The organism is Pseudanabaena minima str. Chao 2107 (assembly GCF_051131155.1).
Taxonomy (GTDB): domain Bacteria; phylum Cyanobacteriota; class Cyanobacteriia; order Pseudanabaenales; family Pseudanabaenaceae; genus Pseudanabaena; species Pseudanabaena minima.
On sequence record NZ_CP159508.1, the window covers coordinates 872,619 to 887,080 of the forward strand.

Genomic DNA, 14,462 nt, shown 5'->3' on the forward strand with positions numbered 1-14,462 from the left:
AAATTTTCAGTAGCATAGCAAAGCCGTAACATTAAAATCAGTTTTATGCTCAATTGGCGATCGCTAATTACCGATTTTTAGATCATAAAATATAAAGGTAAAGGGATCGCCACTACACAGATTCAAGAGTCAGCCCAAGTTGTACAATACCCAACTTTAAGTTTACCCTCGCCAAATTCTGGAGGTAATTCAACCGATTGCTTGACGTATAGAGCAAACCAACTTTCGGTATTTAGGAGTGGATGCTCTGATTGATTCTGATTGATTGTTTGGAGATGTTGCGATAGTGCATTGAGTGTTTTAATTTTGGTGGAAATCTCAAATATGAACGATGGATCTAGCTTCGTTTCAATTTCAACATCGATATCAGGTTCTAGCTTGCCGCCAAAAACTTGACCACGTACATTTGGATGAAGGTGAAATAATTCATTAATATTAATGTGATGATATGTTTCAGGACTGACGAGGAAAGTCAGAAAGCATCCGACAATATTTTCGGTACCATCTAAGAGATCGGCTGCTAGTTCTAATATATTAACTGTAATCAAATTACCTTTGCGATCGCGCATTTGCAGTTGGCAATCTAATGGATGATGCAATGTTTTCATACTTTATTATCCTCAAACTAACGAGTCAGGTGACATTTATTTTGCAGGGGGCTTTCTGAATTTCTTCTTTGTTTTCGCTAGAAATTCTTTCTTGTCTTTTTCATCGGTCAATTTGTCATATTCACCTTTCTCAGATTCATTGAGTTCTTTAGCAGTTTTATTCCTAAGCTGAAGTTCGAGCTTAGTTTCTGGATTAATAACCCAATCTCCACCTTTCTCATATTTCATAGTGAAAAGACGACTTAGGGTTTCTTGCTTAATTGAGAGCAAATCTATTGCATTTTGTTGCACTTCTAATATCCGATCTACTAACATCATCGTACCAGCCTTGACATAATCTACCTGTATCTCTTGAGAAATTCCCGTCTTCCTGATGCGATCGCCATTGTCATCTTTCTGAGCATCTCCTGGTTTGTATTTTGCTTTATATCCCAATCTCAGTCCTATCTCTCCACTACTTCCAGAGAAACCTTGGATTTCGTTAAGCGATTTCCCTTTAGCAAATGGCTCTAATTGCTTGCCTGTAAGATTAGCAATACTGACTGCTGACATTGATGCATCTGAGCCAATAGATAACAACGAACCCATGACCCGTGGATTATCTTCATAGTCATTTCTCTGCGAAGATAGAATATTGGTAGCAACTCCATTTATAAATTGACCAATCAGTTCGGGCAGACCACCAAGCAGGTTCCTTTGCACTGGTATTAAAACTTGCATACCAGCTTCAAAAGAAGCCTCATCTAGCCTGTCCTCTTTCTTTTTAAAGTCTTTCATTTTAAATGTCTTTTCCTTGGGATCGGCAAGAAATATAAACTTACCTTTACCAGTAAATTTAAAAATCCCAACTTTCCCTTCGGCTGGAATCTCAACTTGGACAACCGTTCGACCTATTTTCTTTTGAGCATCTCCTCTACCCTGATACTCGTGGATATCGCCAATCTCCCCACTTTGTTTCTTCCTGCTTTCTGTGATTGATTTATTATCATACCTAGTCCCATAAGATCCTTTAACTCCAACTTTCCCGGACAGACCAACACCTCCAACATCTTTGATCCCTCCCGAAGCAGTTCCTCCTCCAACAAGACCAGTTTCGACAAAATTCTTTTTAGGCTGTCCTTTGTCATCCAATCCAAAAGAATCCTTTTCAACTTTTGAAGCCCATCTCTCTGCTCGTTTATAACCAACACTAGTTGTAGTTCCACCCCACATATAATTTGACATTTCTACAGGTAGCACTTTTGATTCAACAAAGCGTCGGTAAATGGCGTAAGAAATCATTCTCATTACCATTTTACTATCTTCACCTTCAGACTCAAAGTACCCCCCAATCTCAGCTTTTAGTTCGGCAAGTCCTGCAAACTTAGCACCTCCAGTAACTGTAAGTTCGCACCTTGTGTTAAGCTGCTTTGCTTTTTTTCGTTCATTTTGACAAACTAGGTGAAACCCAACAAATCCAGTGCCTGATGGATCGCAAGGAATCTTAAGTTCAATTTCCAGTTTACTCTTGTCAGCTAGATTAGGAACAGAAGCATCGATCAAATGACCGAATTTTTCCAGCGAAGACTTCATATTGCCTTCGTGCTTTTCTTTGATCTTTGTAAGATTTCCTTCACGATTACTCTTGTCAAGTTCTAAAGAGCCGCCAGTCGTGTTTGTTTTATCCAGAATATCCGTCTCAATTTTATTGAGTTTCGGGATCTCTTCTGTATCAAGATGGTTAAGGAAATCTTTCATGCCTAACATGCGAGTACTTCTAGATTTATCTCCAGTATGATCCTCTATCCAGTTATTGACATGTTCTCTGATTTCTTTAGCGAGATCCTGTGACGACTTTAAATCCTTTGTACTATAAGGATTTAGCTTGCCATACTGAACGATCAAATCTTCAATACTTTTGATGGTCTTTCCTCTTCTATCAAGCACTCCATCTTTGGTACGTTCGCGAAATGTCTTTTTATTCCAAAGCCTCTGAACTTTATTGCTAGAAATATCCTGAATTTGACTAACTTGAATAGATTTAGACAAAGGTTTACGTTGCAATCTTTGCCCATTTTGCTGCACGACGTGAGTCAACTCATGAGCAATCAACTCCTGCCCACCTCTACTGTTTGGATCGTAAGTACCTTGACTAAAGAATAGATCCTGCCCTGTTGTAAAAGCCTTGGCTTGAATTGACTTATTTAATTGGTTAGACTTAGAGTCAGCGTGTACTTTTACACCGCTAAAGTTTGCTCCCATAGCTTGTCCCATTTTTTCTTGCAGCCCAGTATCTAACGGTTGACCGCTTCCTCTTGCCTGTTGAATAGAGGATTCTAAATTAGTCGATGCTTCTCCACCACCAATGTTTTCGTACTTTTGCACCAGAGATTTCATTTGCAGTTCTTCCGCATCTGGCACCTCCTCTCTTTGAATAGCAGAGATTGTAGGTTTCATCTGCAAATCTTCTTCTGGGATCTCCTCTCTTTGGATAGATTTAGCTTGTAATGGCGAGTTAATCTGCTGAACAACTTGTTTTGCCGTACGATCTGCTTCCTGCTCATACTTGTCATTCGGCTCACCAATATTAAGTTTTGTCTGGATCGGATTGTCTCTCCTCAGAGACCGAACTTCCTTTAACCGATTATGCGATTTTCTTTGAATAGGTTCAGTAGATTCACTGGTTGGTGTAGAGATTAGTTTTTCAAGTAAACTTCCAGAAGAACTCGTTTTAGCCATACCTATTGAATCCGACTTTTCTAAAGACTCTGTGTTGGCGGATTCAGATGGGGCAAACGGTCTAGTTTGAAGATTTATAGTTAATGGCTTATCTGAAGATTCGGATTGAGAGGAATTGCTCTTTATTAATCTCATATAAATAGGAACTATTTTTTTAGTTGTAAATTTGGAATATTGCTAAAAAGCTTGAAAGAGCGTGTAGCATCTAGCAATACCAACACAAACTATCAATTCCAACTATTATTAAGCTAATCGTCTCAGAATTTCGTTAAGCCTTTATATGTAAATTAAGTATCCAATTCATAATGAGAATTGCTGTATCAGCAGGATAGTAATTAACATTTAGTCGTGTTCATCTTACTATAGTGTTCTGAAAGTCTGTGTTATCTGGCACACATTACAGTAAATAGTATGTGACTTTTATATTTGACCTCAGTTCAATCTCACAATATATTTCAGTCGATGTTGAATGCTTATGCAGCCGTCTTGATAGCAAATGGAGCGATTGATTGGGATACAGTTTTTGGTGCAAAGACCATTATCCCGTCACGAATGTGGGATGGAATAGTTATTGGTGAGTCTACAGTTATGTTTTACATTTGGATATTATGAATGGAAAGATTTGGATTCAGTAAAACATGACGGAAATAAGGGTTGCTCAAGAATTAGTATATTTATGGGTGACTTAGAGAGTGTTTGAGAAGTTAAGCGAGGCGTTTAAGGAGGATATGAATCATGCCGACATAGAAAAAAGCCTCAGAAGTTTCAGGTAAAAGTTCGTATTCTCTGTTCAAGCGTCGAAACCGAGAAAACCAAGCAAAAGTACGCTCAACCACCCAACGCTTCTGTTGGACGACAAACCCCTTTTGCCCAGCAGCAGGAACAACCACTTGTAAACACCAGTAAAAAGTATGCAGAATAGCCATAATGAAAGCTTGCCCCCTATAGCCACGATCCACCCAAATCGTTGACAGACGGGGAAAATGGTCACGAATTTGGTTGATTTTTTCTAAAAGCATAACTGCCCCCTTGCGATCATCGAGATTCGCCGCACTAACTACCACCATCAATAGCAAACCCAATGTGTCCACCAAAATATGTCGTTTTCTCCCATTGACCAGCTTGTTACCATCAATACCAACTGCTTCAGGTGATGCTAATCGACTAGCGATTTTGGTTGATTGGCTGTCAATACAACCCGCACTGGGCGTTGCTTCTCTTCCTTCACTGACTCGATACCATTGTTGCAATTTAGCATTTATCTCTTGCCATGTGTTGGTAATTCGCCAATGTCGAAAGTAATGATAGACAGTTTGCCATACGGGAAAGTCATGGGGCAGCATTCGCCATGCACAGCCTGCGGCGTTAATGTAGAAAATACCATTGAGTACTGCTCTAATATCTACGGTTCTCTTTCTGCCTCCTGTTCCTGCGGCGGGTATCAAGTCTTTTACCACTTCCCACTGACTATCAGTTAAGTCTGTGGGGTATGATTTCTTTGTTGCTTCCATAGGTCTGTCTTTGTTTTTCTATATTGACAGGCTATACCTTTGGGAGCTTTTTTATACCTTTTTTACCCCCGAAAACTTCTCAAACACGCTCTTAAGAGAATATTTTATTGGGTTTTAAGTCTTCTGAAATGCTTGAATATACTGGCTATGAAGTTGCTTAAGAGCGATCGCATCAGCTAAAAATCAATGACTAGAACTGCGATCGCCTATTGCCAATTTTGAAAATGAGAAATTATAAAAAGTAGGTTGGGCGGAGCGACAGCGCTACCCAACAGTCAATCTCATTGTTATAATGCCTGTTGGGTTTCATTCTTCAACCTAACCTATGGGATCGTGATCGCTCTAAAGGTGGCATATTTTATACACAAAATCGTATCAGTTTACATGGACGAACTTTTTAGATGTGGAAGTTTCGCAGTATGTTCATGGATGCCGATCACCACCAATCGTAATTAGAAAATCTCAATAAAAGTTCCGATAGCATAATGTCTAAAATTAAACGCAATCCGCGCATTATCCCGAACAAACATTTTTTGCATTGTATCAGGCTGGATGAGCTTCCATGATTATTTAATGTATTACTAGGACAAATGAGCCTTGTTAGACCGATTCCTTTCCCTGCAAGCGATTTAGCAAGATTTACCAACTGGCATCATACTCGTCATACTAGGAATTACAGGTTAGTGGCAAATTTCGGGGTGATCGGACTTAGGCACGATTGATGATGTGGCAAAATTAGATCTATTTTATTTTTATATAGACTATTAGCCATTAAATTTTTGATCTCGAAATCTTAGTTTAAAGAGTTAGATTGGTTCTATTTGGGAAAGGAGCGTATTAAAAATTAAGTGATAATAAGCAATGAAGTCCTTCATTGCTTGTTGTCACTTCAACTATGTTGTTTTAAAAATAGACAAAGCTGATCTTACAGAATCAAACGATTGCTCCCATCTAATTGGGACATCAGATTTGTTTTCAGGAGTAATCAATTTATCAAGAATCATCCATTTTGCTCCATAAAAACTACTGTCTTGCACAATAAGACGTTTACCCAATACAGGACTATCATCCTGCTGCTGAGACAATTCAACCGATTTAATTAAAGTCTCTGCCATCTTAAAAGTATTAACAATGTTGTCCCTTTCTGAATCTCTGTCTTCAAAAGTTCCACCCCATCCTAATTGTAGAAATAGAGCTAATGAATCCCTTACAAGATAATAATGCAGAGCGTAAGAGTTAAATCCGTATCCACTAGTTCCAAATAATAAATAATCGGATACAGGTTTTGTCATAACATCCTTTACAAATAAATCAATATCATACAAATCTCTAGTCTCTTGATAGGAACCATAGATCGAGTCAGATATTTGCAAGATGTTTTCACTCATTTCATGGGGAATAAAAGGAACTGGTAAATTCATGCCAGTAAAGTATTTCTCGATTTGCTGGAAGTTAATACTATTTGTATTCATTATTGCATTTAGATAGTTTGTGTGTGTTTGTTATTTCATTTGCTACTATATCTACTATATTTTTAATTTATCTACTTACTCTTAAATAAGCTCGTAATCTCTAAAAAATATACTTAGCGAATTCTAATTAATCTAATTAATTTATAAATGAAACTACTTGTCTTGCCATTCATCATTTCCTTTTAGTCTATTACTTTTTTCGCTGATCAATTTTTGCAAATACTTTGCTAATGAATTTAGACGACTTATGGTCGAGTTAATCTCTTCATCGCTTAGTAGATCTTGCAAAGCATCTCTTAGCACATTCGGATTAGATGACAGATCCACAATTTTTTGGGCGAATTCACTGTCAATTTCCTCAAGCTCCTGTGCAAACTTACCAGCAACAAGTTGGTGGGCAAACTGACCGTAGTCTTGAGCGTAATCTATATCCTTATAGTTTTTGCCAAAAGCTATATCGTTATCTATACCCTTTACTCCGATCGCCTTATTCTGTTCGTCCAGTTCAACAATGTAATTACCATAGTGTCTATCTACTTGTCCAGCGATGATATCCAGTAGGAAGAGATTGGATAATGCATGTCTTGTAATACCACTATTCAATATTGCTTGAAGGGCGGAAGCTTCTGAATCTCCTTCATTTGTATCTTTGTTTCGCGCTTGCTTGATTTTCGTGCTGAGATCTTTTCCTGATTTACCAACAGCTGCCTGCATCAGCAAACCCGCTTCTCCATTAAATTTGGCTTTAAACGTCGGTGGAATAACATTTGCGTTCAGTAATTGGTCTAGTCGATACATAGCGATATTACGCTCAACAAACTTAGGGTCTTTTTCTGGAATCCCAGAACCACCTTTTTCTGCTCCTCTATGACGACTATTGACCTTATCCTCATCCACTTGAGCCTTAAAGTATCCTTCAAATTCTCCTCCCTCAACTGTTTTTAGATCACCAGTTTTATTTTTGCGCACCCCAAACTTATATTTGAGTTTGGAAACTTCACTCATTTGACCATCACTGTCAATTTTTCCACCAGTCGGCTGGTTAACATCCTCATCAAATGCGTCATCTTGCAAATTGTCTAAGGACAAGAGCAAGTTGTCAATTTCGTTTTTGACTTCCTGAATCAGTCTTGTAACATATTTCTTCCGACTACTTGTATTGGAGTCTGGTGAGTTTTCCCACGCTTCAGCTATGTTGAGGATCTGTTCTAAAAATGTCAATTTGTCTGCCTCAGTATTTGCATTCTCATATGCATCTAAACCTTGCTTGAGCTTTACAAAGACCTGAGCGCTTTTACCTTTACGCGCAGTTAATTTAGTCTTTTTCTTGAAAGAAGCAGCAGATATAAGTCTCTGCACTGATTCAGGGGCAGTACTCACATTGGGAACATTAGCGCCTTTCCCATTCTGTTGGACAACATGAGTGAGTTCATGGGCAATTAGTTCTTGACCACTTTTACTGCTTGGATCATAGGCTCCTTGCCGAAAGAAAACATCGTGTCCTGTCGTAAAAGCTTTCGCTTGAATCGATTGATTTAATTGATCTGAATGTGAATCTGTGTGAACCTTTACGCCGCTAAAGTCTGCTCCCATAGCCTGACCCATCGACTGTTGCAGATCAGTATCTAGAGACTGACCACCACCCCTTGCACTCTGAATTGATGACTCTAAGTCAGTTGATGCTTCTCCGCCACCAAGATTTTCGTGTCTCTGCACTAAAGACTTCATTTGCAATTCTTCCTCTTCTTCCATTGATTCTCGCTGGATTGAAGAGATTGGTTTCATCTGCAATTCTTCCTCTTCTTCCATTGATTCTCGTTGGACAGATTGATCCTGAGTTGGCGAATTTATCTGCTGAATAACTTTAGATGCAGTTGCATCAGCTTCCTGCTCATACTTATCATTTGGTTCACCTATACTCAGCTTAGACTGGATCACCATCCGCTTGGTTTGAAGCGGCTTCATCATCAAGCGGTTCATTGTTTTTGCTTGGACTGGTGTATCAGACAATTCATTGCTGCGCTGACTAATTATTTTTTCTAGAAAATTCTCAGTGTATCCAGATGATCGAAACGTAGCATTTTCATTCAAATCGGTCTGAAGTGACGCGAAGCCTCTAGTTTGTAAATATGTTGCTTTGGGTTGGACTGAAGTCGTGATTTGGGAAGGCTTTTTTTCGTTGTCGTAAGTACGCGACATATCACTAACCCCTATATTTACTTACTTAGAAACTTCATGTATTTGATATTGTATATTCTTGCACAATCAAAAAACTTTAACGACAATTCTGATCATTTGCAGCACCATCTTGCAGAGCCGTGTTACATAACTTTATATTTGCCAAATTTACTATAGCCAGAAATAGAGAATTTTCGTTATAAGTATTTATACTTAAGCATAATTGAGATGCTCCCTGTGAAGACTTTACAATACATCTTGCTCTGGCATTTCTTCCCAAGGAATATTCCATGTAGAAGCATCTGTTCCAGCTATTACAAAATTCATCAATTCCTTACCGTGTACAAAATATGTCACCTGATTCCCAGGAATTCCACCTGATTTAATGAACTCAAATTGAGGTTCGTAAGGATTCGGTAATCCTAGATCATCAAAATGCTTATTTACGTCAGTAAATGTTTGCGGATCTACAGTAGTATCTATTTTGTAGAAGTATTTGTTTAATAATCCTTGCAAAAGTGTCGGATCTTTTGCAAAATTTAAGTTCCCAGAAGTAGAGACATATTGACTATGTTTTTTTGCTCCCGACCCAGCTTTTCCTGATTCACCAGTTGGAGCATCTGCCCTATCATTTGCAAGGACTTGATTCACATGTTCAACTATAGTAATATTTCCCCCTGCATTCCAAGGTTGAAAACCAACTTTGCCAATTACTGCTGGCAGTCTTTCATCCATGCGATATACACTATCTGGGAGAGGTGTACGATCACGCAGTCTCCAAGCCGCAAGTTCGTTAGTTGCATTTTTTAAAAGTGCTTTGACACCCGCAATTCTTTTCTTTGCTTTTTTCTCTGGTGCAGATAGATATTCGTTACAAGCACTGATTAATTCCGTTAGCCCTACCGACCTAGAAGATGCTCCATGACATTTTTTCAGAGCATTATCAATTTTTACAACATTATTTCTTTTTCCTGAAAATGCGCTATCGCTTTTATTTAAGAATTCTGCTTCTGTCATTAACTTTCTTTGAATAGTGCTTCTGTTTTGCTGAACTACATGGGTTAGTTCATGAGCAATTAACTCCTGTCCTCCTTTGCTACTAGGATTGTATTCTCCTTGCCGAAAGAATACATCTTGCCCAGTTGTGAATGCTTTCGACTGAATTGAGTGATTTAATTGATCGGATTGCGTATCTGTATGAACTTTTACAGCGCTAAAATCCGCTCCCATTGCCTGCCCCATCTTATTCTGGAGACTCGCATCTAGTGACTGCCCCCCCCCGCGCGCCCTCTGAATCGAAGACTCTAAATCAGTTGATGCTTCTCCCCCACCAAGATTTTCACGTCTTTGCTCCAAAGACTTCATTTGCAATTCTTCATTCTCTTCTTCTGTTGACTCTTCTCGTTGGATTGAAGAAATTGGCTTCATCTGCAATTCTTCATCTTCTACTTCTACTTCTTCTACTTCTTCATCCTCATCCTCATCCATCTCTTCTTCCATGTCCCATGCTCGTTGAATGGAAGATATTGGTTTCATTTGCAATTCTTCATTCTCTTCTTCCATCGACTCTTCTCGTTGGACAGATTGATCCTGAGTTGGCGAATTTATCTGCTGAACAACTTTAGATGCAGTTGCATCAGCTTCCTGCTCATACTTATCATTTGGCTCACCAATACTCAACTTAGCTTGGATCGTCGCAATCCGCTTAGCTTGAAGTGTCTTCAAGCGGTTTATTGGTTTTGCTTGGACTGGCGTACCAGACGGCTCAATGCTGCCCTGATTTATTATTTTTTCAAGAAGATTATCACCATTTCTAGATGACCGAGAGATAGCATCTTCGTCCAAATCCATTTGAAGTGGTGCGAAATCTCTAGTTTGTAAAAATGATGTTGCTGGTTGGACTGAAGTCGTCGATTGGGAAGGTCTTTTTGCGAAATCGGATGTACGCGACATGTCACTAACCCCTCAATTTACTTACTGAGTATGCGTATATTTTTGATATTGCATATTCTCGCATAATCAAAAAAAATTAACGACAATTTTGATTGTTGATCGCTCCATCTTGCAGAGTGGTGTTACATAACTTAGCATTCTGTAAATTTGTATTTACTAATGATGCATTTTCTAGATCTGCGTCAACTAAATTTGCTTCACTGAGATTAGCCTTTTCAAAATTGGCAAATTCTAGCTTGGCATTAGTGAGATTTGCTTTGAGTAAATTTGCACCTTCAAGATCGACAAATTGACGTACTGAAGTGAAGGGATCAACATAGCCCTCAGCATAGGTGTCAGTAAGGTTCGACTCTTGAAGGTTACTTTGCCTAAAAGAGGCTTCAAGCAAATGTGTATTGCTAAGGTTAGCCCCCTGCAAGTTTGCTTGCCCGAAGTTAGCGAGGCGTAAATCTGCATAACTAAGATCAGCATAGGTAAGATTTGCGTCCTGTAAGTTTGCTCCTCTAAGATCAACGCTACGCAGATTAGCCCCTTGGAGATTAGCTTTATTTAAATCTGCACCAATTAGTTTCAGTCCATTCAGATCTGTATTTTGCAAATTGCAACCCTGACAACGATTAGTTTCAATCAAGCGTTGGCGATTTAAAGTTTGAATGCGATCGCTACTAGGATCTGCCAAGGATGATGAGGAAAATGCAATTCCAATAAGTATAAACACTCCTGAAAATAATGCTTTAGAGGAAATACTCATTTTTAGACTCCCAATCTTAAGTAGTGAAATTCTATCGCGACTATCATTAAACCCCAAAAATCTAGCGCGATCGCCTTACTATTGGATACGTTATGCTCAACTCTATTATTTGGAGTAATGCGTGCTCTAGATAAAACATAATATGCACCATAATCCTATCTCTATTGAAAGCCTCAGTTATATATATCCTGATGGTATTCAAGCTTTAAAAGGGATCGATCTCCAGATTGCTGCGACCGAAAAGGTTGCGATCGTGGGCGCGAATGGATCGGGGAAATCAACATTATTACTGCACCTCAATGGCATTCTCATGCCTCAGCAAGGAGAAATCGTGATTGGGGAAATGCTGGTAACACCTCATAATCTATTGGCAATCAGGAATTTTGTTGGTTTGGTGTTTCAGAATCCAGACGATCAGCTATTTATGCCTACGGTTTGGGAAGATGTTGCCTTTGGTCCAATGAATCAAGGACTTAAAGGAACTGAGTTAAAAATTCGCGTATCGGAAGCCCTAGTATCTGTCGGGCTTGATGTCACTAAATATGCTGAGCGTCTATCCCATAATCTCTCTGGTGGAGAAAAAAAACGGGTGGCGATCGCAGGAGTCTTAGCGATGCAACCACAGGTCTTAGTATTTGATGAGCCATCTGCCCAACTCGATCCGCGATCGCGGCGACAATTAATCCAGCTTTTACAAACCTTGCCAGAAACCCAGTTAATAGCTACCCACGATCTTGATCTTGTGTTGGAATTATGCGATCGCACGATCGTATTGAGTGAGGGGAAAGTTGTTTATGATGGAAATACGAAACAGGTTCTTAGCGATCGCGAATTTTTGCTAGCACATTCTTTAGAAATGCCACTCAGCCTCAATAGCAAATGAATGCGGCGCTTCGCGCCGCATTCATTTGCTTCGGGTTTTATGTCCTAATTAGCTGGAATTAAAACCCAAAAAACTGTGGCGCACGCGCAGCGTGCGCCACAGTTTTTTGGGTTTTATATGTAATTTTGCCTAGCTACTTATTCTAAACAGCAGGAACTCCATCGAAAATATAATGATAAATTAATGTAGATATAGCGCTCCTAAATGGGTTGTAAGATTTGGAGAGTGTTAAGAGTGCGCGCCGAAGGGACTCACTCTCACGATCTATTTAGGATTGCTATATGAAAAGTTGTCATCACTATTTTGGTGGCGACTTGTTCTAAATCTGTGATTGAAAACTTGGGATTACCAATGATTTTGCGTTCTTTATTTCAGTCAGTCAAGCAAGGTAAACGCTTTTGGTTGCTCATGATTGTGCTGCTAAACTTGCCGATCGCATCTGTATCTGTACCAATGGCGATCGCCCAAGAAAAGTTACAGGACTTTGACTATTGGGCTTCACTCTGTAGTTCTCTGGTCAAGTCGCGTAAATATAAGGAGGCGGTTGAGGCTTGCAATCAGGCTATTACCTTAAATACTAATGAGCCGATCGCATGGCTAGAACGTGGTGATGCAATGGTTGGTTTAGCAATGTATACCGAAGCAGTCGTGTCCTACGATCGCTTTATTAAGTTGCAACCAGATAATTCAGGAGCCTTAGCCAAACGCTGTGGGGCTTTGAATGAGTTAGAACGCTATGAAGATGCGATCGCCTCCTGTGAGTTGGCTCTCCGTCTTGATCAAAACTGGGCTGATGCCTCACCCGCAATGGTGTGGTATATCCAAGGGGCGTTGTTAAAACGGGCGGGAAAACTTGCTGAGGCACTAGAATCCCTTGAACTAGCAATTCGATCAAATCCTAATTATTCTCTTGCCCTAACCGAACGCTGTGATATTTTTGTCTCTCTTGATCGAGCTGCTGATGCCATCCAAGACTGTGATCGCGCAATCAAGGTAAATGCTAATTGGGGCAAGGCGACACCTGCGATCGCTTGGAAAACTAAGGGGAAAGTCCAGAATCAGTTAAAACGCTTTGATGAAGCCCTTTTTTCCTACGATAAAGCTGTGGCGATCGAGCCAACCAATGCTCAGGCATGGGCTGAGCAGGGGATGATTTTATGGAGATTGGGACGTTACGCCGAAGCTTTGGCTTCACAAGAATGGGCGCTTAAGGCTAAAGAAAAATATTCCCTCGCCTTGGCTAATTCCTGTGCAGCACTCAACCAACTTCGCCAATATAAAGAGGCTCTAGCTGCCTGCAACTCAGCGCTCCAAGAAGGTGATCAACAGTGGGACTATCTTGGTCCTGCTTGGGCATGGGATCAACGAGCTAATGCTCTTAATGGTTTAGGCAAATATGAAGAGGCACTTGCTTCCGCAAATCGGGCGATCGCGCTTCAGCCAAGCCAAGCTAGTTTTTGGGGCAATCGAGCAGCTACTCTTTGGGCGTTGGGACGTTTTGATCTAGCACTTTCCTCGACAAATCAAGCGATCGCTCTTAATCAAAATTCATCTACGGCATGGTTTAATCATGGACGTATTCTGGCTTCCCTAGGGCGTACCGAAGAAGCGTTAAAAGCCTATGACAAAGCGATCGAAGGCGATGCCAATATTGGTAGTCAAATCTTTCTTGCTGATATTTGGACAAATAAATCTGCTTTATTATGGCGGCTCAATCGGTTTCAGGAATCCTTGATAGCAAGTCAACAAGCATTGGGGATCAATCCTAAATCAGACACAGCTTGGTTTAATCGTGGTTTGGCACTCATGTCGCTTGGACGCAATGCTGAAGCCGCTAATGCTTATAGTCGGGCGATCGCGATCGATGTCAAAAATGCAGACTATTGGACAGGTCGAGGCTTAGCCCTACTAGCTCTAAATAGTAATGCTGATGCACTGGTTGCCTTTGATCAAGCTCTTAAACTTAATCCTAATCAGACTCAAGCCACGATCAATAAGGCGATCGCGATCGAGCGTTTAAAACCTAAGCCAGCAAAACCATAGCGTATAGAGAGGTCGCTTTGCGCCCTCTCTATACCTGTGATTGCAACGTGCTATAAGCTAAATACCAGGAATTTCTGAAAGGTGACACTTTAATTCTTCAACCTCAAAGTTAGTCATCTGTTGCCATTCTTCGATCGTGAAGTCATACCCCTCAGCTTTCGCCATTTCCACAAAACTTTCAAGATCAGGTGCTTGATTTAGCTTTGCTTTGAGGAGGGAATCTGTTTTGGCGGCTCGATAGAGACGAGCCACTTGCTCTCTTGCCATAACCTTGATTAGGGGTAAAGTGGTGAGATATGCTTTGGACAAGAATGTATAAACAATGCAAACTTTGCCACAAATCAC

At 40.0% G+C, this 14,462-nt stretch carries 11 protein-coding genes; 3 read left to right on the forward strand and 8 right to left on the reverse strand.

Translation table 11 applies throughout. The features are described 5' to 3' along the window. Positions 1-122: 122 nt before the first annotated feature. Both ABM313_RS03780 and ABM313_RS03785 read right to left on the reverse strand, forming a co-directional pair. Positions 123-608 carry a hypothetical protein gene (locus ABM313_RS03780; protein ID WP_434686368.1) on the reverse strand — a complete coding sequence of 162 codons (486 nt, stop codon included), beginning with the start codon at positions 606-608 and terminating at the stop codon, positions 123-125. Positions 609-644: 36 nt separating this feature from the next. Next, positions 645-3,326 carry an eCIS core domain-containing protein gene (locus ABM313_RS03785; RefSeq protein ID WP_434686369.1) on the reverse strand — a complete coding sequence of 894 codons (2,682 nt, stop codon included), beginning with the start codon at positions 3,324-3,326 and terminating at the stop codon, positions 645-647. A 426-nt stretch (positions 3,327-3,752) separates the two neighbouring features. Between ABM313_RS03785 and ABM313_RS03790 the strand changes: the two genes are divergently transcribed. Then, complete coding sequence (locus tag ABM313_RS03790; RefSeq protein WP_434686370.1) at positions 3,753-3,938, forward strand: hypothetical protein; 186 nt, start codon at positions 3,753-3,755, stop codon at positions 3,936-3,938. Positions 3,939-4,030: 92 nt separating this feature from the next. Here the strand turns inward: ABM313_RS03790 and ABM313_RS03795 are convergent, their stop codons facing one another. From ABM313_RS03795 to ABM313_RS03815, 5 genes are all read right to left on the reverse strand, one after another. After that, a complete protein-coding gene (locus tag ABM313_RS03795) occupies positions 4,031-4,837 on the reverse strand; it encodes an IS5 family transposase (RefSeq protein WP_434686371.1) in 807 nt (268 codons plus the stop codon). 893 nt (positions 4,838-5,730) lie between these two features. Next, the gene (locus ABM313_RS03800; protein ID WP_434686372.1) at positions 5,731-6,309 is read right to left on the reverse strand and encodes a hypothetical protein; all 579 of its coding nucleotides are present in this window, start codon (positions 6,307-6,309) and stop codon (positions 5,731-5,733) included. Positions 6,310-6,462: 153 nt separating this feature from the next. Beyond that, a complete protein-coding gene (locus ABM313_RS03805; RefSeq protein WP_434686373.1) occupies positions 6,463-8,508 on the reverse strand; it encodes an eCIS core domain-containing protein in 2,046 nt (681 codons plus the stop codon). A 225-nt stretch (positions 8,509-8,733) separates the two neighbouring features. Next, positions 8,734-10,440, reverse strand: coding sequence for an eCIS core domain-containing protein (locus ABM313_RS03810; protein ID WP_434686374.1), 1,707 nt, complete (start codon positions 10,438-10,440; stop codon positions 8,734-8,736). A 76-nt stretch (positions 10,441-10,516) separates the two neighbouring features. Beyond that, entirely contained in the window at positions 10,517-11,191 is a 675-nt protein-coding gene (locus tag ABM313_RS03815) for a pentapeptide repeat-containing protein (RefSeq protein WP_434686375.1), read from the reverse strand. Between the two features lie 142 nt (positions 11,192-11,333). Here ABM313_RS03815 and ABM313_RS03820 point away from each other — a divergent pair, with 142 nt between their 5' ends. Continuing rightward, on the forward strand, positions 11,334-12,074 hold the full coding sequence (locus ABM313_RS03820) for an energy-coupling factor ABC transporter ATP-binding protein (protein WP_434686376.1): 741 nt from the start codon (positions 11,334-11,336) through the stop codon (positions 12,072-12,074). A 327-nt stretch (positions 12,075-12,401) separates the two neighbouring features. Then, on the forward strand, positions 12,402-14,117 hold the full coding sequence (locus ABM313_RS03825; RefSeq protein ID WP_434686377.1) for a tetratricopeptide repeat protein: 1,716 nt from the start codon (positions 12,402-12,404) through the stop codon (positions 14,115-14,117). A gap of 57 nt (positions 14,118-14,174) precedes the next feature. Here the strand turns inward: ABM313_RS03825 and ABM313_RS03830 are convergent, their stop codons facing one another. After that, positions 14,175-14,384, reverse strand: a complete 210-nt coding sequence (locus tag ABM313_RS03830; RefSeq protein WP_190575733.1) for a Nif11-like leader peptide family natural product precursor — start codon at positions 14,382-14,384, stop codon at positions 14,175-14,177. Between the last annotated feature and the right edge of the window lie 78 nt (positions 14,385-14,462).